Annotated in this window: 21 protein-coding genes and 3 pseudogenes; 10 read left to right on the forward strand and 14 right to left on the reverse strand. The window is 58.6% G+C overall.

What is annotated here, in order from left to right; translation table 11 throughout:
• Positions 1-170 precede the first annotated feature (170 nt).
• Positions 171-1,322 carry a porin gene (locus tag NKH70_RS31185; protein WP_352819061.1) on the forward strand — a complete coding sequence of 384 codons (1,152 nt, stop codon included), beginning with the start codon at positions 171-173 and terminating at the stop codon, positions 1,320-1,322.
• 579 nt (positions 1,323-1,901) lie between these two features.
• Here the strand turns inward: NKH70_RS31185 and NKH70_RS31190 are convergent.
• The 13 genes and pseudogenes from NKH70_RS31190 to NKH70_RS31245 all read right to left on the reverse strand — a co-directional run bounded on the left by NKH70_RS31190 (position 1,902) and on the right by NKH70_RS31245 (position 10,963).
• Positions 1,902-2,138 carry a hypothetical protein gene (locus NKH70_RS31190; RefSeq protein ID WP_353027108.1) on the reverse strand — a complete coding sequence of 79 codons (237 nt, stop codon included), beginning with the start codon at positions 2,136-2,138 and terminating at the stop codon, positions 1,902-1,904.
• Positions 2,139-2,201: 63 nt separating this feature from the next.
• The gene (locus NKH70_RS31195; protein ID WP_353027110.1) at positions 2,202-2,330 is read right to left on the reverse strand and encodes a hypothetical protein; all 129 of its coding nucleotides are present in this window, start codon (positions 2,328-2,330) and stop codon (positions 2,202-2,204) included.
• A 159-nt stretch (positions 2,331-2,489) separates the two neighbouring features.
• On the reverse strand, positions 2,490-2,603 hold the full coding sequence (locus NKH70_RS35895; protein WP_502908437.1) for a hypothetical protein: 114 nt from the start codon (positions 2,601-2,603) through the stop codon (positions 2,490-2,492).
• 126 nt (positions 2,604-2,729) lie between these two features.
• A pseudogene (locus NKH70_RS35900) lies at positions 2,730-3,162 on the reverse strand (IS66 family transposase); the annotation flags it as partial.
• A pseudogene (locus NKH70_RS35905) lies at positions 3,129-3,353 on the reverse strand (IS66 family transposase); the annotation flags it as partial. The pseudogenes NKH70_RS35900 and NKH70_RS35905, both read right to left, overlap by 34 nt.
• 148 nt (positions 3,354-3,501) lie before the next feature.
• Positions 3,502-3,978 carry an IS66 family transposase gene (locus NKH70_RS31210; protein ID WP_353027114.1) on the reverse strand — a complete coding sequence of 159 codons (477 nt, stop codon included), beginning with the start codon at positions 3,976-3,978 and terminating at the stop codon, positions 3,502-3,504.
• 49 nt (positions 3,979-4,027) lie between these two features.
• Positions 4,028-4,378: an IS66 family insertion sequence element accessory protein TnpB gene (tnpB, locus tag NKH70_RS31215; protein ID WP_353027116.1), complete on the reverse strand. Its 351-nt coding sequence runs from the start codon at positions 4,376-4,378 to the stop codon at positions 4,028-4,030.
• Positions 4,375-4,815, reverse strand: coding sequence for an IS66-like element accessory protein TnpA (gene tnpA / locus NKH70_RS31220; RefSeq protein ID WP_353027118.1), 441 nt, complete (start codon positions 4,813-4,815; stop codon positions 4,375-4,377). Before tnpA ends, tnpB begins: the two co-directional genes overlap by 4 nt.
• Before the next feature lie 157 nt (positions 4,816-4,972).
• On the reverse strand, positions 4,973-6,379 hold the full coding sequence (locus NKH70_RS31225) for an amidase (RefSeq protein WP_353027119.1): 1,407 nt from the start codon (positions 6,377-6,379) through the stop codon (positions 4,973-4,975).
• A gap of 176 nt (positions 6,380-6,555) precedes the next feature.
• Positions 6,556-6,939, reverse strand: a complete 384-nt coding sequence (locus NKH70_RS31230; protein ID WP_502908438.1) for an arginase family protein — start codon at positions 6,937-6,939, stop codon at positions 6,556-6,558.
• 254 nt (positions 6,940-7,193) lie between these two features.
• Entirely contained in the window at positions 7,194-8,810 is a 1,617-nt protein-coding gene (locus tag NKH70_RS31235) for a phytoene desaturase family protein (protein ID WP_353027120.1), read from the reverse strand.
• A 156-nt stretch (positions 8,811-8,966) separates the two neighbouring features.
• On the reverse strand, positions 8,967-9,365 hold the full coding sequence (locus NKH70_RS31240; protein WP_353027121.1) for a RidA family protein: 399 nt from the start codon (positions 9,363-9,365) through the stop codon (positions 8,967-8,969).
• Between the two features lie 113 nt (positions 9,366-9,478).
• A complete protein-coding gene (locus NKH70_RS31245; protein WP_353027122.1) occupies positions 9,479-10,963 on the reverse strand; it encodes an FAD-dependent oxidoreductase in 1,485 nt (494 codons plus the stop codon).
• A 188-nt stretch (positions 10,964-11,151) separates the two neighbouring features.
• On the opposite strand from NKH70_RS31245, the gene NKH70_RS31250 reads away from it, so the two are divergent.
• From NKH70_RS31250 to NKH70_RS31280, 7 genes are all read left to right on the forward strand, one after another.
• Positions 11,152-11,934, forward strand: a complete 783-nt coding sequence (locus tag NKH70_RS31250; protein WP_353027123.1) for a 2-keto-4-pentenoate hydratase — start codon at positions 11,152-11,154, stop codon at positions 11,932-11,934.
• A gap of 680 nt (positions 11,935-12,614) precedes the next feature.
• Positions 12,615-13,460 (forward strand): fumarylacetoacetate hydrolase family protein, encoded by an 846-nt coding sequence (locus tag NKH70_RS31255; RefSeq protein WP_353027124.1) that lies wholly within the window; start codon positions 12,615-12,617, stop codon positions 13,458-13,460.
• Between the two features lie 182 nt (positions 13,461-13,642).
• On the forward strand, positions 13,643-14,554 hold the full coding sequence (locus NKH70_RS31260; protein WP_353027125.1) for a dihydrodipicolinate synthase family protein: 912 nt from the start codon (positions 13,643-13,645) through the stop codon (positions 14,552-14,554).
• A 200-nt stretch (positions 14,555-14,754) separates the two neighbouring features.
• Entirely contained in the window at positions 14,755-16,302 is a 1,548-nt protein-coding gene (locus NKH70_RS31265) for a UxaA family hydrolase (protein WP_353027126.1), read from the forward strand.
• Between the two features lie 20 nt (positions 16,303-16,322).
• Entirely contained in the window at positions 16,323-17,342 is a 1,020-nt protein-coding gene (locus NKH70_RS31270) for a histone deacetylase family protein (protein ID WP_353027127.1), read from the forward strand.
• 148 nt (positions 17,343-17,490) lie between these two features.
• The gene (locus NKH70_RS31275; RefSeq protein ID WP_353027128.1) at positions 17,491-18,042 is read left to right on the forward strand and encodes a GNAT family N-acetyltransferase; all 552 of its coding nucleotides are present in this window, start codon (positions 17,491-17,493) and stop codon (positions 18,040-18,042) included.
• A 201-nt stretch (positions 18,043-18,243) separates the two neighbouring features.
• Positions 18,244-19,899: an MFS transporter gene (locus NKH70_RS31280; RefSeq protein WP_353027129.1), complete on the forward strand. Its 1,656-nt coding sequence runs from the start codon at positions 18,244-18,246 to the stop codon at positions 19,897-19,899.
• A 502-nt stretch (positions 19,900-20,401) separates the two neighbouring features.
• Here the strand turns inward: NKH70_RS31280 and NKH70_RS31285 are convergent.
• Positions 20,402-20,511: pseudogene (locus NKH70_RS31285) on the reverse strand (IS110 family transposase); the annotation flags it as partial.
• A gap of 103 nt (positions 20,512-20,614) precedes the next feature.
• On the opposite strand from NKH70_RS31285, the gene NKH70_RS31290 reads away from it, so the two are divergent.
• Both NKH70_RS31290 and NKH70_RS31295 read left to right on the forward strand, forming a co-directional pair.
• Entirely contained in the window at positions 20,615-20,962 is a 348-nt protein-coding gene (locus NKH70_RS31290; RefSeq protein WP_353027130.1) for a transposase, read from the forward strand.
• Between the two features lie 95 nt (positions 20,963-21,057).
• The gene (locus NKH70_RS31295) at positions 21,058-21,969 is read left to right on the forward strand and encodes an IS3 family transposase (protein ID WP_353027131.1); all 912 of its coding nucleotides are present in this window, start codon (positions 21,058-21,060) and stop codon (positions 21,967-21,969) included.
• The last annotated feature ends 467 nt before the right edge of the window (positions 21,970-22,436 follow it).

The raw sequence follows: 22,436 nt of genomic DNA on the forward strand, positions 1-22,436 counted from the left end.
TCTATATATGGTTGGCAGACGGAATTTGAACTTGCACTAATTCGCTCAGCGAATAGCGTTCGAGCCGGGAAGGATGCATCGCGATGCGCATCTTTTTCGATCGTGGGGACAGGGAGCGGTTCGTCCATCGACGTCCTCGCCCTTTTCAAATCATTGAATGGAGATCAATTATGAACATCAAGAGCCTTCTTCTCGGCTCAGCTGCGGCTCTGATCGCAGTTTCCGGCGCCCGCGCCGCCGACGCGGTGACCGTCGCCGAGCCGGAACCGGCTGAATACGTCAAGATCTGCGACGTGTACGGCTCGGGCTACTTCTACATCCCCGGCACCGAGACCTGCCTGCGCATCGGCGGCTATGTCCGCTACGACATCGGCGTCGGCGACGTTGGATCCTACGACGGGGCGCGGACCCACGACGTCCAAGACGGCAGCGACCAGGGCACCTGGCGCAAGAACGCCCGCTTTGACCTAAGGACTTGGACCGGCCAGGAAACCGAACTCGGTACTTTGAAGACATACACCGAGACGAAATTCAATTTCGGTAACCGCAACGCCTATTCGGGTCCCGACAGTCCCCAGAACTACGCCTTCAACAAGGGCATCACACTGAACTTCGCCTGGATCCAGCTTGGTGGCCTGCGCGTCGGTAAGGACGAATCGGCCTTCGATACGTTTATCGGCTATGCCGGCAACGTCATCAACGATACGCTCGTTCCCTACGGCGATTTTGACACCAACGTCGTGCAGTACTACTTCGACGCAGGCAATGGCTTCTCCGCCGTGGTATCGCTCGAAGAGGGTTCTGGCGTCGTCGGCACGATCGACAGCTACGTTCCGCATCTTGTCGGCGGCGTGAAGTACACGCAGGGCTGGGGCGCCATCACCGGCGTCGTGGCTTACGACAGCAACTACGAAGAGGTAGCCGGCAAGGTCCGATTGGATGTGAACGCCACCAACGAACTGTCGCTGTTCATTATGGCTGGCTATGGGACCGACGACAACCTAACCGACGGGACCTACGCTATTCCTGCCGGCGGTCGCGGCTTCTACAAGCAGTGGGGTGGCAACTGGGCCGTCTGGGGCGGCGGCACCTACAAGTTCAACGAGAAGACCTCTTTCAACCTTCAGGCGGCGTATGACGAGTGGAAGAACCTCGGCATTGCCGCCAATGTCGCCTACGATATCGTTCCTGGTCTGACGATCACGGCCGAAGTCGACTATCTCCACGCTGGCAAGTTCGGGGATGTGGACTTCTCTAACTGGACCAATGCCGACAAGAAGAACAGCGTCGGCGGTCTCCTCCGCTTCCAACGCTCGTTCTGAGGATTGAAGAGCCCGTTGCCGCGTTCGAAGCGGTAACTGTGAGCCTAATTTGCGGCTGAACCATTGTGGTGAGGCTTGTAGAGGTTTTCGGCGGATTGCTTGATCACGGACCTCCAATCCGAGCATTTCGTCGATGAGAAGGGCGCCCTGTTCCCGGGCGCCCTTTTTAAGGGTTATCATCAGACTCGCGCAAGCGAGATGGATCGCGCCCAACAGTGAGGCGGACCGCACTCTCCATGCCAGAACGGCATGATCTGCAACTCGGCGCTGGCGGCAGTTCAATGTTGAAAAGCAAAGGCGTCGAGCCGGCATCCGGTCACCCGATTCCGCGCCGGCAAGAGGTCCGCGCCGCCGCCCCCTGGGACCAGCATCTCGCACTTGGAAAGTTAGGCGTTCCCCGCCGGCTGCGGTATCGAAAGCGCTCTCGCCGATCTCCTCGACTTCTATCGAGATCGGATTGCCGGTATATTCTGCCTCTCGGTTCATCAAAGCCCACGCGGGCGTTTTTTGGCGCCGAGGCACCTTTCCCGAAATCGTCTTGATGGTTAAGTCGCTCGTTGGTCGGCGCGCCGGCGCCGATCACTCCGGGTCATAATGGGTGACGTAGTGGAGTTCGCGCAGAGCGGGGATGACGAGGGCGATGTCTTTGTACGCCTCGTGTTCGATGAAGTGCGCGGTCTCGGGCCCCGGCATGGGCTTGCCGAGGACGGGCCTCCCCTTTTTATCGACGCAGTAGATCAGGATCGGCAGCAGCAGGCCGTGGTTGGGATTGTCGAGGTCGAGTAGCCGTTTCCATTTTTTGATGTTGAGATTCATGGCCGCGTAGAACCCCTGGGACCACGGCCGGGGGTCGATGCCGCCGCAGGGCTTGGTTGCGAATCAGGGCGCATAATCCTGCGGTCTGTCGAAGAGCGTCTCGTTGATCCGGTTGTGGATCCTGGCGACGCTGGCAAACACGGCGTGATAGGTTGCAGACCCTTTGGCCAAGACGTCGCGCCGCAATCCCATGACCGCGCACATCCAGTATTGCGGGTCCGGGAACCGCGACCGCTGCCGTTACGAAGCCATCCAGCGCCGACATGGTCCGCACCAGCGGGCGGCGGTTGGTCTTGGCGGCCATCCAGGCCTCCAGCGCCTCGTCCGACAGCGCCATGTCATCGATCGCGCTCATGCCGCCAACGGGAGCGGCATCTCTTGGCGGCGTGCCCAGTTCCACGGCATCAGCTCGTCCCAGCGCGAGGCTGTCCAGTCGTTCTGGATGCGCTCGGCGACATCGGCCATGTAGGCTTCGGCATCGACGCCGCAGAGCTTGCAGATCTCAGTGATGCTGAGGACGACCGCTGACTGCTCGGCCGCGGCGAAGCTGCCCGAGAAAAGCCAGTTGCGCCTGCCGACCGTAAATCCGCGAATGGCGCGCTCCGCGATGAGGTTGTCGGGCTCGAGTTGGCCATCGTAGAGGAAGCGGTTGAACGCGCGCCATCGCCTGGTGCCATAGGCGAAGGCCTTCGCGATATCGGCATGGCGCGACAAACCTTTGCCCTGGCGCATGAGCTGTCGTCGCAGCCTGGGTACCGGCCATCGCCGTCGTGCTGAGCTCGGTCGGCTGGCTGTCGTGAACGTCGAATATTTTGCGACGCAGATGGGCCAGGCAGGCGGCTTCTCGAATGGCGCCGCCCTCGTAGAGCTGATTGTAGCCTTTGAAACCGTCGGCCTGGAGGGTACCGGTAAATCCGGCGAGCTCGCCATCACGCTCTCGCCGGCGCGGCCCATGGTGGCACGATACCAGGCGATCGGCGGCTCCTTCGAACCCGAGTTGCGGTCGTCGGCGACGTAAACCCAGAGCGCGCCCTTGTGCGTCTTGCCGGTGCTGGGCGCCAGGATCGGAAGCCGCGTGTCGTCGGTGTGAATCTTGCTGCGGGTACGGCCGATCTCACGGATGCGGTTGTAGATCGGATCGAGCAAGGCAGCGGCGTAGCCGGCGCTGCGCGCAAGCGTGGATCGCTCGATATCGACGCCCTTGGCGGCCATCATCTGGGCCTGACGGTAGAAGGGAATGATAACCCCACTTGGCCATCATGATATGGGCGAGCGCGGCATAGCTGAGCTTGCCGCGTGCAATGGCCTTGGCTGGTGCCGGCGCCTGGATGATTTTATCGCAGGTCCGGCAGCTGTACTTGGGTCAAATGGTCTCGATCACCTGCCAAGCATGGGCGACCAGATCGAGCATCCCCTCACTATCTTGGCCCATGGCGCGCATGTCGCCGCCGCAGCCCGGGCAGCTTGCGCAAGAGGGCTCGCGAACGATCCGCTTGCGCGGCAGGTTCGGGTTGAGCTTGCGCACCGGCAACACCCGGACCTTGTCGGTGTCCGCGACGATAGGCAGATCGAGATCGGGCACGCTGGCGGCGAAATCGGTCTCGAGATCTTCGAGTTCGAGCTGCATCTGGCCCAGTTTCTCGGAGGAGCGGCCGAAGGCCTTGCGGTTGAAGCGATCGATCCGCAGCTGCAGGCGATGGATGCGAAGCGCGGCCTCGGCGCGCTCTCTTCGCAACTGCTCATCCCGTTCGGCGATGGTGATGTCACGGGCGGAAACGGCCGCCTCCAGCAGGGCGATCCGGGCGAGGAAATCAGCGGTTGAGGGAGCTTGTTCCGACACCCAAAGACGGAAGCAGAATCGACACAAAATCAATAAGAAACGAGCAAAATCAGCCAGCCAAACGCGGTCGGTAAGACTTGCTTGGCCGGCGCCAGTCGATCCCCTCCAGAAGCAGCGAAAGCTCCGCCTTGGTGAGCGACACCGCAACCTGATCTTTGGTCGTCGGCCAGGCAAAACAACCATCGGTGAGCCGCTTTGTGAAAAGGCAAAATCCCTGGTCGTCATGCGCCAGAATCTTGATGATATGACCCTTGAGTTCTCGGAAGCAGAAGATCGCGCCAGTATGCGGGTTGAGCGCGAGCACCTGCTGCACCATCCGTGCCAGGCTATTGATCCAGCGGCGCATATCGGTCGTGCCGCAGCAAAGGTAAATCCGGTCGGTCGGCACCACCGTGATCATCTGGTCAACTCCGCCAGGACGATACGCAGCGCTGTCGGATCAACGGTCCCATCAATCCGCAGTCGCGTGCCGCTCGGAAAGGCCACGACGATCCTGCGGGCCGGGTCCGGGCAATCGGCAACGGGGCGTTCGACACCGGGCAGATCGCTCACTTCGATCCGCGCGAAGGTCGCTATCGCCTGATCGGCGTCAAGCTCGCCGCCGGCCATCTGCTTGCGCCAGGCATAGAGTTGTGACGGAGCTACGCCGAACGCTTCCGCGACCTCGGTCACCGACGACCCCGCCGCGCTCGCCAGGTCGACCAGCGCGCGCTTCTCGGTGCAACTCCACCGCCTTCGTTGCCGCACGCGCCCGCGCACGGTTGCAAGATCTTCGGCCGCCGCCGCGGCGCCGCTTAACTCGGCGACCATATCGCCCGTTGCATGTTCCAATGTCATGGCTCGAAAACTCCATGTTCATCGGCCTCTTGCAAGGTGCCTTGGCGCACAGCTTACCGTAAACGCACGCCGAGAGCCCATCCAACACGCCGCGGAACCCAAGCTGCTCCGAACCGATCTGCAGGTGGGAATTCCATGCACCATTGGTACTTCAACGTCATTCGGTGAAGATCCGCGGTCGCAGGCCCCCCATTAACCCGCACTTTTCGACCGCCCGACCGATCTTCAACACCATCGCCTCATCGAATCGGCGTCCAACAATCTGCGCACCGATCGGCAATGGCCCCGGGCCAACGCCGCAGGGAATCGAGAGCACCGGGCAATGCGGCGTAAAATTGAAGGGGTAGGCCATTTCCGCGCTCGCCAACTTCCCGTCCACCCTAACCGGTTTGAAATCCTTGTCCCGCAACGACGCGAGCGGCGCCGTAACGCTCGTGGTCGGGCACAATAACGCGTCATGGCACTCGAAAACAGAAACGAGGTCCAGCCACATCTTCCGTCTGAGGACCTCAATGCGTTTGTAGGTCGGACCGTCGATCTTGAACGCCGCCTCGAGACAATCGGCGACTTCCGGGTCGAGCAAGTCGCGCTTCGTCTTAAGTAGGTCGCCTTCGAACGCCGCCAGATAGACACGCCAACTCATCTGCGAGGCTTCGGCAATCGATCCATCCCACGGCATGTCGATTGGCGTTACGGTCGCCCCGGCGGCGCGCAATACGTCCGCCGTCGTCTGCATCGCTTTGGCGACCGCATCGTCGACGGCGAAATAGCCAAGGTCGACGGAAAGGGCGATCCTCAAACCGCTTACGTCGCCCTCCATATCGAACGGGATGGCCTGCTCTGGCAAGGACATCGGGTCGCGCTCGTCAGGCCCCTTGGTCGCGTCCAAGAAAAGCCAAGCGTCTTCGACCGTGCGGGCAAGAGGGCCAAAGTGCGAAAGGGTGTCGTGGACGGACTTGAGAATGTCCATTGGAATGCGTCCAAGCGACGGTTTCAACCCGACGCAGCCGCAGTAACTGGCCGGGATCCGAATCGACCCGCCCATATCCGTGCCTTCGGCCAAGGGCACCATGTTGGCCGCGACCGCCGCACCGGCTCCGCCAGACGATCCGCCTGACGTCCTAGTCGTGTCCCAAGGGTTCACTGTAGTCCCAAAAACCCGGTTGTGGCAAAAGCCGTCATGCGCGAATTCGGGCGTGTTGGTCTTGCCGATCACGATCGCGCCGGCCGCCTTTAGCCGCTGCACGTAAATCGGATCGAACGCGCCGATGTTGTCCTTGTAGACCAGCGAGCCGTATGTCGTTCGCTTTCCCTTCAGGGGCGTGAAATCCTTCACCGCGACCGGGACCCCGGCCAACGGCCCGACATCCTCTTCGTCGGCGATACGGCTGTCGATCCGGCGCGCCGCGGCCAGTGCGTCCTCCTCATACAAGTCGCAAAAAGCATTCAACGCCCCGTTGGTGCGGCGGATCCGTTCAAGAGACGTAGCGACGGCTTCAGCCGCGGAAGTCTCCCGATTTCGGACTGCGGACGCGATACTCTTAGCCGTCGTCGGGTCACTCATAGTCTTCATTCCTTGGCGCCCTGGAAAAGTTTCCAATCTCTAGAGGGGCGCGCGCTAATGTCAGAGTAGAGCCCCCACTGCAAACCATGCTCGGGTCAGAACAAGGTGTCGGTAGGCCGGCAGGGAGTAGATGGTGCAAGTCCATCGCAATGAACGAGTAGCAATCTGATCTTCCCTCACGTTGATGGGCTCTCCCGCACTTGCGTCGATACGCTGCCAAGAGCACTCTCCGGCGCAGAAGATCGAAGCCGGCCCGTCCAGGAACGTGAGGCGCGTGATCTGGCCCTCAGCTTGCCCACTGCTCCGTCGCCGATATCGGCGACCTTGAGTTCATGAATAGCTGCGCAGTGAAGCACACGATTATAGGTATCGACGCAGTCGACGGCGCGCAGCGCGCGGGGACCGAAGCGGGCACCCGAGCGGTTGGCGACGCCGAGATCCATGGGCACGCCTGATATTGCGATCTGCAGATCGCCAAAATCCGGGTTGTCGGGGTCGATTTGCCAGTACGGGGCCGACAAGAACGTCTGCACGCCTGTATAGGGCGGCGCTCCTGCCACTCTTGTGCATTCGAGCCGCGACCTTGCGGAAGCGCGGGTCCAAGAACACGCGGTCTCCTTGACCGCTGTATTTAGCGTGCAGCGCAGCGAGACTGGCCTCGTCCCACGTCATGAAAATCACCTCTTTTTGTAATAATGGAACAGCGTTCTTTCTTGCGCCACACCCGCACTCTTCGGCTAGTCCTGATCCGACTGGCTGCGGTTGCCTATGAAACAACTATCGTCCTGCGACGCGAGCGCTTGCGGACGCTGAGCTACGCTGCCAAGCGACGCTTCCTGAAATCACTGATGATCTCCCGCGCGGCGTTGTGGCCGGGCAGGCCGGAGACGCCGCCGCCGGGGTGCGTACCGGAACCGCACATGTAAAGGTTCCGAAGCGGTCCGCGGTACTGGGCGTAGCCGGCGACCGGGCGCATGGACCAGAGCTGGTCCAGGTGCAGGGCGCCGTGAAAAATGTCGCCCCCAACCAAGCCGAATTCGCGCTCCAGGTCCAGCGGGCTCAGCACCTGTCGGCCCAGGATGCTGGATTTGAAGTTTGGGGCGTAGCGGTCGACCGTAGCGACGACCAGGTCGGCCACCTCCTCCTTCACGTCGTCCCAGGTCCGGCCACCGGAGAGCTGCGGGTTGAAATGCTGGCAGAACAGACTCATCACGTGTCGGCCTCGCGGGGCGAGGCTGTCGTCATAAAGGCTCGGGATATGCATCGAGATCACCGGCTCTTTCGACCAAGAGCCGCGCTTCGCATCATCGTAGGCGCGTTCGAGGTAGTCCAGCGACCAGCAGATATGGATCCCACCATTCAGCGCCGTCGCAGGAGCTTCTATCCGGTCCAGACCACTGAAGCGCGGCAACTCCGACAGTGCTACATTCATCCGAAAAGTGCCTGAGCGACAGCGCCAGCCCTTGATCTGGCGGATGAATTCCGAGTCCAGGGACGAGCGGTCCATCATTTTGAGATAGAGCAGCTTGGGGCCGACATTGGCGGCGACGGCTCTCGCGCGGATCGCGGTGCCGTCCTCTAATACAACCCCGCGCGCAACACCCTTCTCCACGATCACCTCGCGCACGGACGAATTTAGACGGATCTCAGCGCCCTTGGCCTCGGCGGAGCGGGCCATCGCCTGGGTGATTGCACCCATGCCGCCGCGGGCATGGCCCCAGGCGCCTTTCTTGCCGTTGATCTCGCCGATTACGTGATGGATGAGAACGTAGGCGGAACCCGGGTGGTAAGGGCTGACCATGTTGCCAACAATGCTGTCGAAGCTTAAATGGCCCTTAAGCGGATCGCACTCAAACCACTCGTTCAGATAGTCCCCGATACTCATTGTCATCAGGTCCACGAACCCGCGCTGCATGGCAGGAGAGAGCTTACGGAACCGGTTGCCCATCGTCAGCAGGCTTAGCAGGTCTCGAAACCCGCCGCCGAGATTTGGCGGAGTCTCCAACAATGTGCTGCGGATCACGTCTGCAGCACTTTCCAGCTGAGCCTGGAAGGCACGGTAGCGGCTGGCGTCACACTGGGAAAAGCGGGCGATCTCCCGCTCAGCGGCTTCGGCATTGCCCGGCATTATCATGGCGCCGCCGTCGGGCAGAGGCAGACAGGTGGGACCCGACCGCTCCATGATCTCCAGGCCGTGGGCGCCAAGCTCCAGGTCCCGAATGACCTGAGGATGAAGTAAGCCAACGACGTAGGAGCACACTGAATTCCGGAAACCGGGATGGAATTCCTCAGTCACGGCAGCGCCGCCAACTACGCTGCGCCGCTCGAGCACGACGGTTTTCAGGCCGGCGCGGGCAAGATAGCCGGCCGTCGTCAACCCGTTGTGTCCGCCGCCGACGATCGCGACATCGTAGTCCGCTTTGTTCGACACTTTTGACCCTTTCTACATTTCGCTTTCGTCGTTGCCGTCGAAAGCGTGGCGTTAGACCAGCCCGATCTCCATTCTTGCCTTACAAAACAGCACGGGCCGACCGGGGCGCTGACGACGACCGCGTCGTACTTGTCCATGTCGGCCGCCCGAACATCCTCACGGGACCACGGCTATGACCTCGACCTCAATGCGCGCGCCGGGATCAGGGAGAGCAGAAATCCCAATCAGAACTGATGCAGGCGGGATCTCAGCCCTGAGATAGCGGCGACGGACCTTTCGAATGATGTCCATTAGCGAGGGCTCAAGATCGGTGATGTAGTACGTCACTCGCGCAACGTGCTCGAAGCCAAGGCCGCCGGCTCTCAATGTACGATCAATACTCTCGAAGACTGCCATGAGTTGGTCCTCGAAGGAGGACACAACTATGTTCCCCTTCTCATCGGCGCCAACGTGTCCGCTGGAGACGAACACACCGCTACCCTTGAGGATTATACCCTGTGACAAGCTAGGCACGGCTTCTGACGGGTTAACAGGAACGAGCGAACTATTTTCCATAGCGGACTATTCTCCATAGCGGGTGGCGGCATATTCTACCGGCATGGCGATATAAGCATCGCCCAGCTGGCACATGACGATGTGACTAGGTCGGGGCTTTTGGGTGCATCAAGTCATTCCACCTCCCGAAGGGCAGCAGCTCGGCCTGCCAACCTGCCAGACGTAAACGCCCATCCCAAATGGTGGCCATGGCCTTCCAGGATGATCCCGCCCTGGCCGGTTGCTCCGGCAGCAAAGAGACCCGGGATGGCTTCTCCACCTTTCGAGAGAACCTCCATAGCGGTCGAAATTCTTAGTCCCCCTTCAGTCAAGACCCAGCTTCGAACTGGCCCGAGTGCAATGAAGGGCGGCTTCAGCAACCCTGGCGTACCTGCACGGGGATTACTATTGTAATCCGAGACAGTTTTCTCGAGTTTAGTTGAAGGAACACCAATCTTTCGAGCGAGTGCTCGTAGTGAATTCGCCGTACTATAAATATCTTTGCGATTACGCTTATAGTCTGGAAGATAGGCATAAGCGATTCCTGGAGCTGTCGAAATATAGTTAGGCCAACTGCTGAATTTCTTGGCAAGAAGACCATCCAATATTATATACGCTTCTTTGTATGGCTGCTGAGGTACGGCGAGCTGAGGCTTGTCGCATTCGTCAGCAAAGCGAGAGCCGTCTCTGTTTATCAGTATCGCGCCACTTTCATATAACTTTCGCTGTGGTTCCAGTACTGTTGTAAGAAACATCATGATGAAAGGTCGGATTATAGGTTGAGGCAAGTTGGCCATGGACCATTTCATCAGCAATGCCAGAAATCGACTCGGTGGCAACATTGTCATGAGATTGATCCTGGGTGGCACGAATCGAAGTTGCGGGCCGCTGACGATGTCGCCGTTCACAATTTCAGCACCAATGTCCAATGCAAGCTGATGCGCATCACCTGTGCTTGTTTCAACCAGTGCACCCGCCTGCGCGATTGCTTCGCCGGCATAGGTTCTTTTCATTTCCCGATTGGCGCTGAAATCTCCGCCAGCCAGGACGACGCCACGAAGCGCCATGAAGCGACGCTGCGAGCCATCTGCTTCAGCCTCGACCCCAACAACCCTCCCGCGCTCGAACAATAGACGACGAACACGATGATTAAGGCGTATATCGACGCCAAGCTCACGGGCGCGCCCATACAACGCATGTGCGTAGGCTCGCGAATTTGGCAGGACGTTGTGCATACGAGGAACGCGATGGGGAGGTTCTGGCATGGGGCCGAAAAAGACGACTCCCATGTCGAGTAATTTCTTTAGAGTATCGGGAACATTCTCCACGAAGGCTCTGCGGAGCTCGGGATTGTCGCGGCACAATAGTGCGCCGTGAAACAGCGCCATGTCGTCAAAGTGCGCAGCCGGCGTGTCGTGGATGCCCATGGCAGCCTGCATCGGCGATGCGCTCGACGAGAGAGAACCAATAGCCCAATTTGTCGTTCCGCCCGGCGCCCAATTCTTCTCTAGCACCAACACGCGTCGGCCCATTTCAGCCGCCTCGACCGCAGCGAACAGACCAGATCCTCCGGCTCCGACGACGATCACGTCTGCGGAATTTACAGCGGCATCCGCCACGAACTTTCTCCTTCGACTGAGCTCTCAGCGTCAACATTGCTGAAACGATCCCTCATCGTTCCGGCTGCGCCGCCTTTGTTGTGTCCCGAGGATTTTTCTGGCGAGGCCGGTTGACCTCGCCAAAGAAAAGGCCTACCCATTGATGGAATAACGTTCCAGATAATATGAGATGTCACAGAAGAAGCAAAATGGCAAGCGAAATTGTTCAAAAACTCGTCGCTGCACATCAAGGCGGCCACCGCGTTCTGGTCGAGGCATCAGAGCTACAAGCGATGAGTCGCGCTCAAGCCTTAAGCATTCAGGGTGAAGTCGTAAGTGCATTGTCGGTTCCAGTTGTTGGCTGGAAAGTTGCCGCTCTGCCTGATGGAGACTTGATATCAGCGCCCATCGTCGAAAGCCGGCTTCAATGGAGTCCGGCATCGATTTCTCCTGCGATTTTTGGGCTCGGCGGCGTCGAATGCGAGATCGCCTTCCGCTTTGGGAAAGAGCCAGTTCCCGGGAAAAACGGCTTCGCGAGAGAGCACATTATCGAGGCCATCGGCGGGGTCTGCGCGGCAGTTGAGGTCGTAGATAGCCGCTGGACGACCACCTTCTCCACTCCTCGTAACGCAATGATTGCGGACTTGCTTTCGAACGGCGCGCTGGTCGTTGGCTCGGTAAACAGCAACTGGCGAGATGTGGCTTTTGAAGCCCTGAGGGCTCGTCTCGTCATTAACCGAATTACGATCTGCCAAGGTACCGGCGGCCATCCCGACGGAGACCTCATTGGCCTCTTGGTCATGTTGGCAAACGACCTGCGAAAAAGGGGCCTTGCCCTCAGGCCCGGCGAGTTTGTCACGACTGGAAGCTACACAGGTTTTCATACGGCAAATCCCGGTGACGAGATTGTAGCCGAGTTTGACGGGTTCGCGTCCGTTTCGGTGAACTTCAATAGTTTTGAGAATAGCGGAGAAATCTATGCTTTGCGGTAAAGGCATGGTGGCCATCTGGAACGGAATATCAGAGGACGGGCGCCTAGACTTCTATCAGTGGCACATACACGAGCACATGCCTGAGAGAACCGGCATTCCTGGGTTTTTGCGGGGCCGACGCTATCGAGCTGCCGATAGGGAAACCCATCCTGAGTTCTTTACACTCTACGAAGTTGAGCAATTCGATGTCATTACAGGCGAGGAGTATGCCAAGCGGCTCAATGCCCCTACTCCGTGGACGAGGCGGGCAACATCGCATTTTCTCAATACGTCCCGCGCGCTAGCGCGAGTCCTCTCGTCGGAAGGCCCTGGGCCGGGTGGCGTCCTTGCCACGGTGCGCTTCCAGTCTGCGGCAACCGATGACCAGCAGGCCACGAGTGAGCTATCAGCGCTCGTGTCCAGCACTACGCGATCCCCGCTCCTGACTGGAGCGCATCTTTGCAAGGCAGATGAAGAGGCCACCCGGGTACGCAGCGCGGAGAGTGAAGGGCGCACGGATTATGATGCGCCGCCCAATTGGTTCATCCTTCTGGAGGGATGTACCGTGGAGTCCTTGGAGGCGCCTCTCCAAGCTGTTCTTCAACATCCTGTCGTACGAAAGGCGCAAGTCGGCCGCTATCTGCTCGAATACACTCGTTTGAAGACCGACGCGGCGGCCGGCTGAGCTTAAGGAAAATGATATGAAACTTTTGCGGTTTGGGCCACCCGGCTCAGAACGACCGGGGTTGCTGGACGAGACCGGGGCCATCCGGGACCTTGGCGATGTTATTCCGGATTTTCGAGGCAGTTCCTTATCACGCGCTGGCTTGGAGATGTTGCGCTCGGTAGTTCCTTCGTCATTGCCCCGTGTAGAGGATAATGTTCGCCTCGGGCCTCCGGTGGCCGACGTCCGTCACTTTATTGCGGTCGGCTTGAACTACACCGATCACGCAATCGAGACCGACGCTCCCATTCCAGATGAGCCGGTTATCTTTTCGAAGGCGCCATCATGCATCGTTGGACCGAATGATGACGTACTGATGCCTCGAGAGTCGCGGATGTTAGATTGGGAGGCGGAAGTTGCAGTGGTCATCGGCGAGAATGCCTTTGAACTGGCTGAAGATGACGCGCTGTCGGTCGTTGCAGGCTATCTTATCTGCCACGACGTTTCCGAACGCGAGTTCCAGATCCATCGTGGGGGGCAGTGGATAAAAGGCAAGTCTTCGCCGAGCTTTGGTCCGCTTGGCCCTTGGCTAGTGACGCAGGATGAAGTCCCCGATCCACAGAACCTGAATCTCTGGCTCACAGTAAACGGGATCACCCGGCAGTCAGGATCGACAGCCAAGATGATTTTCCCATTCAGGCATCTAATCTCATACATCTCGCGGTTCATGGCGCTTGAGCCCGGTGACGTCATTACGACCGGCACTCCACATGGTGTGGGGCTCGGGATGAAGCCGCCGGTATTTCTGCAGGCCGGCGACGTGGTCGAGTTAGGCGCCGATGGACTTGGCCGACAACGGCAAAAGATTGTCCTTCGAGAATAAGTTTCGATCTGCGTCCGTTCGCACTCGGCGGCATTGCTTCCCAGACATACGGCGAATGTGGCGCTTATCCATGCCGATGTGATCGCGTCCACATTGACAATGCCAGCGAGTTCCAACAGAATGGAGTTCCATTGAGAACGCCATTCGGCTCTCGTAACGAGACGACAAACGAGGAATTAGAAATGAGAACTAAGTGGGCAGGCGTTTTCCCGGCGGTCACAACCAAGCTGGAGGAAAATGGCGATGTTGATCTGCTTGCGACGCAAGGCAGTATTGAGCGCCTTATTCAGAGTGGCGTTTCGGGGATTATTGTTCTCCCGATGCTGGGTGAAAACGCGTCTCTGACCCTGGATGAGAAAGAGAAAGTTATTCGAGCTGCAAAGGAAGCTGTCGGCGGGCGCGTTCCGCTTCTTTCGGGTCTCGCCGAAGTCTCAACGGAAGCCGCAGTCGATACGGCGCGCAAATTCCAGAGCTTTGGGGCGGAAGGATTGATGGCGTTCCCAAGCATTGCATACAAATCTGATCCCCGTGAGACCTCCGAATGGTACCGGACGCTGGGGGCTGGCTGCGATCTCCCAATCATGATCTATAACAATCCGATCGCGTATGGTGTCGACGTGACGCCGCAAATCCTGCGTACGCTTGAGGATGTCGATCAGATCGTCTGCATCAAGGAGGAATCCGGCGACATTCGCCGTGTCACCGATCTCTACAACGAGCTCGGAGATCGCTTTGCGGTATTCTGCGGCGTCGACGACTTGATACTCGAGAGCCTCGCCTTGGGTGTGACGGGATGGGTTTCAGGAATGACGAATGCTTGGCCTGAAGAGTGCGTGCGGATCTTCGAATTGGGCCGAGCCGGAAAGTTTGCCGAAGCGCGGGAACTGTATCGGATTATGACCCCGGCTTTTCATCTGGATACCAGCGTCAAGCTTGTCCAGTACATCAAGCTTGCTGAGCATCTTGTTTACGGAGCGCCCGAGTGGACACGTGCGCCGCGTTTGCCACTGGTCGGAGATGAACGCGAAAGGGTGGCTTCTGTGATCAACAACACTATCGCCTCGCTGAGCGCGCGCAACTCTAAGGCGGCTTAGATCAGGACGGGCGTGGTGAGCGATATTCGCGTGAGCCGCTGAAGCTTTCAGGCTCTCCGTTTCGTTTCGATCGTCCTGGCCCAAATCAGCGATCGTTCAGTTGAGGCTCTGCTGGAAAGTAAGGTCGGCCAAACGGTGTTTGATTTGTTGATTGATAGGAACGGTTCGGGTCTCTGCTCGCCAGCAGGTCAGGAGTAGCGATGCAAAGCGATATGACGCAACATCAGGACTTTACTCCGGTGCTGATCCTGCACGCTAGCGACAATGTCGCGATAGCGCGCCGAATGATAGCGCAAGGCATGCCGTTAGGTGGTTCGATAGTCGCTAAGAGGGCGGTCCCGGCAGGACACAAGGTGTCTATCAGATCCATCAAGTCCGGCGAACCAATTCTACGCTACGGTCAGATAATCGGTTTTGCCACGAAAGACATAGAGCCCGGTTTGCATGTTCATTTGCAAAATATGGCGCTCGGTGATTTCGAAAAGGACTATGCCTTCGGCGCAGCGGCTCATCAGACCGACTATGTTGAAACCCCCGACACGTTTTCGGGTATCCGCCGCTCCGACGGGCGGGCTGCAACGCGAAACTATGTCGGAATCCTTAGCAGTGTGAACTGTAGCAGTCACGTTGCGAACTTAGTGGCGGAGGTGTTCAAGAAAAATCCTTTTACCGGCGCCGACCCCTTGGCTGAGTTTCCGAATGTGGATGGTGTGGTCGCGCTAACCCACAAGACGGGTTGCGGCATGACAGGGGGCGAGCCACTAAACGTCCTGCGCCGCACGCTTGGCGGTTACGCGCGACATGTAAATTTCAGCCATGTCATAGTTCTCGGATTGGGCTGCGAGGTGAACCAGGTCGGTGGTCTGCTCGACGATCAACGTCTGGCTGGACGGGTGCGCAGCATGGACATTCAGACCATGGGCGGCGCCAGAAAAACCGTGGCAGCCGCAGTTGAATTCGTGCGGGAAGTACTCAAGGAATCGAACCGGGTTACCCGGCAACCGATCCCTGCCAGTGAACTGATCGTCGGGCTGCAGTGCGGGGGATCGGACGGCCTTTCGGGAGTCACAGCGAATCCAGCCCTAGGAGCTGCCAGCGATATTCTCGTGCGGCATGGCGGCACGGTGATCCTGTCCGAGACGCCCGAAACCTACGGCGCCGAACATCTGCTGACGCGCCGCGCCATGTCGCGCGAAGTCGGCGAAAAGCTGATCGCTTTGATGGAATGGTGGGATGCTTACTTCAAGCGGGAAGGTGCCGTTATGAACGATAATCGTTCCCCGGGGAACATGGCTGGTGGGATAAGCACGATTGTCGAGAAGTCGCTGGGAGCTATGGCCAAGGGCGGCACAACAAACCTGGTCGATGTCGTCAAATACGGCGAGGCCGTCAAGGGCCCTGGATTGGTGTTCATGGACACTCCCGGATACGACCCCGTGTCGGCGACTGGCCAAGTTGCCGGTGGCGCGAACCTCATCTGCTTCACGACGGGAAGAGGCAGCGTATTTGGATGCAAGCCGTCACCTTCCATCAAACTGGCATCTAATACGGCGATGTATCAGCGCATGCAGGACGACATGGACATCAACTGCGGCGAGATCCTCAGCGGGGGCGAGACCGTTGAGGAATGCGGGAAGCGAATTTTCGATCTGATTCTGCGTGTAGCTTCAGGAGAACGCACCAAAAGCGAAGAGTTCGACTTTGGTGCGGCCGAATTCGCGCCATGGGTTCTTGGGGCCACGGTCTAGTTCTCAAGAAAGCTATAAACATGAAAATCGTTTACTCGGAAGGCCACCGGAGCCATGATCCGCAAACGTTCATTCATCGCGGAAGGCTGGTCCAAAGCCCCGAGCGGCCCGAGCGTGCCGACATGCTGCTCTCGTCGGCCATCAATGCTGGCCACGAGGCGCTCGAGGCAAGCCAAACCGACGCCTCTATTCTGGCGCGTGTGCACACGCCGAGGTATCTCGACTTTCTGGAGAATGGCATAAATGAATGGCTTGCGATGCCTCACGCCGGCCCGGAAATTGTCCCCAACACGCACCCCAACCGTTTTGCGTCACACTACGCCAGCCATATCGTTGCACGCTCTGGATTCCACCAGGCCGACACAGCGTGTCCCGTGGGGCGCGGAACCTGGGCGGCGTCGCGATCCAGTGTCGATGTCGCCCTTAACGTCGGTGATTTGATTGCGCGCGGTCAGCACCGTGCATATGGACTTTGCCGGCCACCAGGCCATCACGCCTGCACCGAGATGGCCTGGGGATTTTGCTACCTTAATAATATTGCAATCCTAGCTGAATCCCTGCGGATGAAAGGCGCTGGGGGCGTCGCGATTCTGGATATCGATATCCACCATGGAAACGGCACTCAGCAGATCTTCTATGAGCGGCCTGACGTTTTGACGGTATCGGTTCATGCCGATCCTGATGGATTTCCGGTGTTCTTTAGCGGCTATGCAGATGAAATTGGCTCCGGTGCCGGAGAAGGCTTCAATGTCAATCTGCCGCTGAAACATGGCGGCGATGACGGGGCCTTTGTCGATGCAATTGCAGCGGGTATGCACAGGATAGCGGATTTCGGACCGGATGTCCTGCTCGTTGCGCTTGGCCTCGATGCCTATCGCGGCGATCCCCTCAGTGTTCTTGACGTCACTACCGACGGCTTCCGGAAGGCCGCGAGGGTCATAGGCAACTTCGATGCGCCCATCGCCATGTTGCAGGAAGGTGGATATCCATGCCCCGAACTTGGTGAGAACCTTGTGGCATTTCTCGGAGCTATAGAATGAATAACTCCAAAAGGCGCGCCCTTGGGTTCTCAAGCAAATCGGCGGTTGTGAACGGCAGAAAAGCCCTGTCGGGCATGGGCACGCGGCTGGCCTGGGACGAGTGCAGTTGCGAAGTGCTCTTCGATGTCTCGAGCGGGAGGAACTACTGATGGAGCTGCGGACAAAACGACTACTGCTGCGAGGATGGACAGACGAAGACGTCGAACCATTCGCCCGAATGAATGACGATCCTACAGTTATGAAATACCTCAAAAGACACGTTGATCGGGCGGCGATTGAGGCACGGGTAAACGCCGAACGTGAGCATTTCAAGGAACACGGATATGGCCTTTGGGTACTCGAGCGTTTGGGCGCTGCCGGATTTATCGGCTTCTGCGGTCTCATTAACGTTGGCGATCAATTACATTACGCACCGGCGGTTGAAATATCTTGGATGCTGCATCCGGATTTTTGGGGACGGGGGTATGTAAGCGAAGCCGCCGTCGCCGTTATCGCCTTCGGGTTCGAGAACTTAAAGTTGACCCAAATCGTCGCGAACGCTGCAGTTGGCAATGCCAACTCGCGACGCGTTATGGAACGCATAGGAATGTCCCACGATCCAAAGGACGACTTCGATCATCCGCTCAAGGCCATTGATGATGCATTGCGGCGCCAAGTCCTTTACCGGCTCACGTATGATGATTGGCAGCAAAAACGCTAGTAGCGCATCTTGATGTCGCGTTTTCTATACGCCCTCCCAAGGCGCACCAGCCCGGTAGGTAGCTTAGTCTCCTGCCGGGCTTTCAATTTTGCTGAGCGTCCAGGCTCAGGGATTTCGGGCTCGCAGCTGGTTGCGTTGAGTGGCGTCCGTTTGGCTAACAACGGAATGTGGCGAATGACACACGAGCAAAGGCCCATTTAAATGGGGAAGGTGGCGGGCACAGGTCCGGATCCAATTTCGCCTACGACGTTTGCGCCGCTCAGGAACCCTGCCTTTCGTTCGATCTGGCTAGCCACGCAGGTCTCCAGCCTTGGCTGGCTGATACAGACCGTTGCCATCAGCTGGTTAATGGCAACAATCTCGACTTCCGATCTGATGGTTGCGCTGGTGCAGGCTTCCTCGAATCTGCCCGCTTTCATTTTGTCCGTCTTCGCCGGGGCCCTGGCCGACAATTTCAGTCGTCGAAGGGTCATGTTTGCCGGCCGGTGCATTATGGCGATAGCATCTGCCATGCTGACCGCGTCTGTGGCGCTGGGCTTGGCCGACCCGTGGATGATCCTCGGCTTCAGCTTCTTAATTGCGTGCGGCGGCGCTCTTAACGATCCTGCCTGGCAAGCCTCAGTTGGCGATATCGTGGAGCGACGCGATGTTCCCGCCGCCGTTACTCTGCTCGCCGTCGGCTTCAACACTGTTCGAACCGTGGGCCCGGCGCTCGGCGGCATCGTGGTTGCCTCGTTCGGGCTTGTGACGGCTCTGGCCGTGACCACACTCAGCTATCTGGTACCTTTGGTCACCATATGGCGCTGCAAGTGGAAGGTTCGCTCTTCGCCTCTCCCGCGTGAACCGATGAGGACGGCGATCTATGACGGGGTGCGCTTCACGGCGATGTCTTCGGAAATCAAGGCGGCGATCGCGCGCGGAACCCTCTTTGGCCTGGCGAGCATTGCCATACTCGCGCTGCTGCCGCTGGTTGTCCGCGATCAGTTGGGAGGAGGCCCTGTCGCCTATGGCACGCTCATGGCTGGCTTCGGGACAGGCGCTGTCTTCGCCGGCGTCTCCAATGGCATCTTCAGAAGGCGTTTGTCTCAAGAACGGTTGATGACGCTCGCCTGCGTCGCCTGCGCGGCATGCTCCCTCGCACTTGCGCTGACTTCCTCGCTTGCGGTGGCGGCAATTGCACTCGCCTTGGGTGGCGCGGGTTGGCTCACCGCCTGGTCGGGGGTTAGCGTGAGCGTGCAGCTGGCGAGCCCGCGCTGGGTCGTAGGGCGCACCATCTCGATCTATTATGCATTGATAGATGGCGGCATCGCGGCCGGCAGTTGGGTGTGGGGCACCGTGGCCCAGGACTATTCCCTGATCGTGGCGCTGGAGGGCTCCGCTGCAGCCCTGCTTCTGGTCGCTGCAGCCGGTTTTCTGTTTCCTCTTCGCGAGCGAAGCGACTCCGAGCCCGATCCTTTGGAGGAATTCGACACCCCAGCTGTCGCCCTCGATCTGAAGCCGAGAAGCGGCCCAATCGTGGTCAAGATCGAGTACCTGATACATGAGAAGAATGTCGAGGCTTTCCTGGGCCTTATGCGCGAACGCCGACGTGTGCAGAGCCGCGTCGGCGCTCGGCATTGGACGCTTCAACGCAACCTTCAGAAGCCGTCTCATTGGACCGAGACATTTCGCACACCAACTTGGACGGATTACCTTCGCCTGAACCATCGTCTCACGACGTCGGATAAAGAACTGGACGAAAGGATATCCCGCTTGCACGGAGGGGAACTCCGACCTCAAATTGCGCTTTTGATCGAGCGACCGACAGGGCCCGCTCGCAAGCCCGAGCAACCTGTCCCTTATCTTTCCCGCCATTGACCAGGCGACTTTGGCTTCCGGTCGGGCATTTCGATTGCCGATCAGGACGGCGTTTTGGCAACATGTCGATGCTACCGTCGCATCGCACAAGCCGTCGCTGTCGCAGGGGCGCGACGTCGACCGATCGTTGCCCTGTAGGTGAGCTCCGTGACCGTTCCTATTCCCGGCACAGTCATGGGACGACGGCAGACTCTGATCCTTCCTAAGCAGGGGCTCGATGGTTCCCGTCAGAAGCCGATTTGGTTCCACATGCTTGCATTAAGTCTCGGACGCCTTTTCCGGTAAGTCCCGGACCCGCGACTTAGTGGAAAGTGTTGTCCGGTTTTGCGAAATGCGCACACAAGCTCGCGTAGCCGCTTCGAAACCGGCACGCGTGCCGCGCCAATCTTCAATCCAGCAGCTGCAGAAGCCCGCGATAATCTGCTTGTTTGCTGTCCTCGCCCAGCGGCTTCCGCGCTGCCGTAAACGTCCGTAGCCCCCTGGCCAGCAGCAGACTTCATAGAACGGATTTGAACCAGCCGGTGCGGACAATCTGAGGAGCACCTGGGCATCATTGCGGTCTGTTTTCACGGTCATGGCGCCGAGAGCAGCCTTGACATGCCGACTTTCGAGAGTGCGCATTTCGCAAAAGCCGGACAGGGGGTTCCGCTAATTCCCGGACAGTGATGGAGTGCACCCCTCGACTGAGACAAATAAATAGGGGACAGTTTCTGGATTGCAGGAACTGGAAATGGTTGGAAGAAAGCCGAGATTTAGCGAACAAGAGAAGCTCTCCATGCTCTTGCGGATGCAAAACGGGGAGAACGTCAGCCGATTAGCTGATGAACTGGGTATTCACCGCCAACGCTTATATGCCTGGCGTGAGCAGCTGCGGACGTGTGGCAATCTAATGCCGAGCCGACCGGGGCGCCCAAAGAAGCGGCCTCCCGAGGCACCGCCAGATCGGGATGCCTTGGCGGCAGGTTTTGCACTGTCGGCTGAACAGCGTCGTGCCGATGTGTTGGCGAAAGCCCGCCGCCGCATTGTCGAACTTGAACGCAAGATTGGGCAGCACAAGGTTTAACTTGATTTTTTTCAAGAAGCCTTGCGGCATGTCAGGGGCAATCAACAGCAGAAAGACGCACCTGGCGGTGACGCGTCTTCGAGGTCATTCAAAAAATGACAGCCCATGTGCCGCAAGGCTCTCCAGGAATTGAACAGATGTGCCGTCTCGCCGGCGTCAGCAGGGCTGGATACTACCGGCACTGGCGGCAGTCGGCGCCGCGGCAGGAAGAAACTGGTCTGCGAGATGTCATTCAAAGGCTGGCCTTGGCCAACCGGCACTATGGCTATCCCCGGATCGGCGCCCTTCTTGGCCGCGAGGGTTGGCTGGTAAACCACAAACGTGTGTTGCGGGTAATGGGGGAGGATAATCTCTTATGCTTGCGCACTCGGCCATTTGTGCCGCGCACTACAGATTCCCGGCACAGCTGGCGGGTGGTGCCGAACCTTGCCCGACGGATGGAACTGACAGGCGTCAACCAGCTTTGGGTCGCCGACATCACGTATTTGCACCTTGCCGAGCAGTTCGCCTATCTGGCGGTTGTGCTCGATGCATTCAGTCGCAAGGTCATCGGATGGTCGCTCGAACTCCACTTGCGGGCCAGCCTTGCTGTCGATGCCCTAAAAATGGCGATCTCCGCACGTGTTCCGGTTCCCGGCAGTTTGATCCATCATTCGGACAGGGGCGTTCAATACGCTTGCACCACCTATTCTGATATCCTGCATGGGCATGGGATCCAGCCGAGCATGAGCCGGGTGGGGAACCCTTATGATAACGCACGCGCGGAAAGCTTCATGAAAACCTTGAAGCAGGAAGAAGTCGCAGGATTGGCCTATCGCGATGCACCAGATGCGCGGCGGCGTATCGCGAGCTTCATTGAAAATGTTTACAATCGGCAAAGGCTGCATTCAGCACTCGACTATCTCACCCCGGAGGAATACGAAAAGACCTTGTCGACACCGTCGGAAAATGCCGCATTTGAACTCACGAGCAGGGAATTGTCTCGCAATTTCTCTGTCTCACAATAGGGGTGCACTCCACATTGTCCGGGAATTAGCGGAACCCCCGTCCGGCTTTTGCGAAATGCGCATTCGAGAGACCACCGTCACTTTGACGTCGGCCAGATGAAATCCACTCGGATGTCGCGCCGGCCTCTGGACCGCTACGAACGAGGTAATCTTCCCATAAGCCATAAGCTGAGGGCGGCGGTTACGGCACCGAGATCACCGTAGACTTTGTCTGCCAAAGCATCTCACCGCTCTCGCTGACGACGCAACTGGCCACCGCCTCGAACGATATATCCAGTTCTGCAGTCCTGGATATACGCCTATGCTGGTCTACTCTTATACTCTTGCCAGGCCGGCTCAGATCATCGGGCGTAAGCGCTATTTTCGCTGCACGTTGACGCGAGCGCTTTCGACGGATGGCCTTCGAATCGGGAACGGTATCTGGTCTGATCAGGCTGCTGTTGCTTTGGCGAAGTTGAAGGGCAGCA

This window comes from Mesorhizobium sp. M0991, assembly GCF_040318915.1.
In the GTDB taxonomy this organism is placed as follows: domain Bacteria; phylum Pseudomonadota; class Alphaproteobacteria; order Rhizobiales; family Rhizobiaceae; genus Mesorhizobium.

Bases quoted from the DNA above. Each gene is read 5' to 3' on its own strand.
- NKH70_RS31185 (WP_352819061.1), top strand. From the start codon at position 171: ATGAACATCAAGAGCCTTCTTCTCGGCTCAGCTGCGGCTCTGATCGCA.
- NKH70_RS31190 (WP_353027108.1), bottom strand. From the start codon at position 2,138: ATGAATCTCAACATCAAAAAATGGAAACGGCTACTCGACCTCGACAAT.
- NKH70_RS31195 (WP_353027110.1), bottom strand. From the start codon at position 2,330: ATGGGATTGCGGCGCGACGTCTTGGCCAAAGGGTCTGCAACCTATCAC.
- NKH70_RS35895 (WP_502908437.1), bottom strand. From the start codon at position 2,603: ATGGCCGATGTCGCCGAGCGCATCCAGAACGACTGGACAGCCTCGCGC.
- tnpB (WP_353027116.1), bottom strand. From the start codon at position 4,378: ATGATCACGGTGGTGCCGACCGACCGGATTTACCTTTGCTGCGGCACG.
- tnpA (WP_353027118.1), bottom strand. From the start codon at position 4,815: ATGACATTGGAACATGCAACGGGCGATATGGTCGCCGAGTTAAGCGGC.
- NKH70_RS31225 (WP_353027119.1), bottom strand. From the start codon at position 6,379: ATGAGTGACCCGACGACGGCTAAGAGTATCGCGTCCGCAGTCCGAAAT.
- NKH70_RS31240 (WP_353027121.1), bottom strand. From the start codon at position 9,365: ATGGAAAATAGTTCGCTCGTTCCTGTTAACCCGTCAGAAGCCGTGCCT.
- NKH70_RS31250 (WP_353027123.1), top strand. From the start codon at position 11,152: ATGGCAAGCGAAATTGTTCAAAAACTCGTCGCTGCACATCAAGGCGGC.
- NKH70_RS31255 (WP_353027124.1), top strand. From the start codon at position 12,615: ATGAAACTTTTGCGGTTTGGGCCACCCGGCTCAGAACGACCGGGGTTG.
- NKH70_RS31260 (WP_353027125.1), top strand. From the start codon at position 13,643: ATGAGAACTAAGTGGGCAGGCGTTTTCCCGGCGGTCACAACCAAGCTG.
- NKH70_RS31265 (WP_353027126.1), top strand. From the start codon at position 14,755: ATGCAAAGCGATATGACGCAACATCAGGACTTTACTCCGGTGCTGATC.
- NKH70_RS31270 (WP_353027127.1), top strand. From the start codon at position 16,323: ATGAAAATCGTTTACTCGGAAGGCCACCGGAGCCATGATCCGCAAACG.
- NKH70_RS31275 (WP_353027128.1), top strand. From the start codon at position 17,491: ATGGAGCTGCGGACAAAACGACTACTGCTGCGAGGATGGACAGACGAA.
- NKH70_RS31280 (WP_353027129.1), top strand. From the start codon at position 18,244: ATGGGGAAGGTGGCGGGCACAGGTCCGGATCCAATTTCGCCTACGACG.
- NKH70_RS31295 (WP_353027131.1), top strand. From the start codon at position 21,058: ATGACAGCCCATGTGCCGCAAGGCTCTCCAGGAATTGAACAGATGTGC.